1 protein-coding gene and 1 pseudogene are annotated in these 1,146 nt (G+C 68.6%); both read right to left on the minus strand.

Features of this window, described 5'->3' with window-relative positions; all coding sequences use genetic code 11:
• The coding region (locus tag ASE85_RS24055; protein WP_235523571.1) for an Ig-like domain-containing protein at window positions 1-263 on the minus strand (263 nt) is incomplete at both ends.
• Between the two features lies 1 nt (window position 264).
• A pseudogene (locus ASE85_RS24470) lies at window positions 265-1,142 on the minus strand (Ig-like domain-containing protein); the annotation flags it as partial.
• Between the last annotated feature and the right edge of the window lie 4 nt (window positions 1,143-1,146).

Raw genomic sequence — 1,146 nt, forward strand, 5'->3', positions numbered from 1 at the left:
TCGGGCGCCGTCAGGTCCGGCGCCACGATGTCGGTCGGGTCGGATATATTGCCCGACGGATCGACCTGCGTCACCGCCAGCGGCTCGCCATCCGTCTGCGGCGTCGTCAGAGTGACGGTGTAATTGCCCTGCGCATCGACCGTGCCGCTGCCCAGCAGCGTACCATCCGCCGCGCGGACTTCGATCGTGGAACCCGCCACGCCGGAACCGGTCACGACCGAGCCGGTGACAACCGTGCCCGTCCCGTCGATCGTCGCGGTCGGNTCGGGCGCCGTCAGGTCCGGCGCCACGATGTCGGTCGGGTCGGATATATTGCCCGACGGATCGACCTGCGTCACCGCCAGCGGCTCGCCATCCGTCTGCGGCGTCGTCAGCGTCACGGTGTAATTGCCCTGCGCATCGACCGTGCCGCTGCCCAGCAGCGTACCATCCGCCGCGCGGACTTCGATCGTGGAACCCGCCACGCCGGAACCGGTCACGACCGAGCCGGTGACAACCGTGCCCGTCCCGTCGATCGTCGCGGTCGGTGCCGGCGGCGGCGTTATATCGTCCGCCGTCACCGTCACGCCGGTCGACACATTGCCGGCCACGTCGCTCTGAGTGATGCCCAGCACTTCGCCATCCACGCGAGCGGGACTCAGCGGGAAGACATAATTGCCGTCATCGTCCACCACCGTCGTGCCGATGAGGGTGCCTGCGGCATCGCGCACCGTGATGGTCGCACCGACCTCACCGGTTCCGCTGATCGAAGCACCATCCGGCGCAATCGTCGCGGTCGGCGCGTCGGGCGCCGTCAGGTCCGGCGCCACGATGTCGGTCGGGTCGGATATATTGCCCGACGGATCGACCTGCGTCACCGCCAGCGGCTCGCCATCCGTCTGCTCCGCCGCGCGGACTTCGATCGTGGAACCCGCCACGCCGGAACCGGTCACGACCGAGCCGGTGACAACCGTGCCCGTCCCGTCGATCGTCGCGGTCGGCGCAGGCGGCGGCGTTATATCGTCCGCCGTCACCGTCACGCCGGTCGACACATTGCCGGCCACGTCGCTCTGAGTGACGCCCAGCACTTCGCCATCCACGCGAGCGGGACTCAGCGGGAAGACATAATTGCCGTCATCGTCCACCACCGTCGTACCGATGATGGCG

Origin of the sequence: Sphingobium sp. Leaf26 (assembly GCF_001421665.1) — a bacterium.
Taxonomy (GTDB): Bacteria; Pseudomonadota; Alphaproteobacteria; order Sphingomonadales; family Sphingomonadaceae; genus Sphingobium.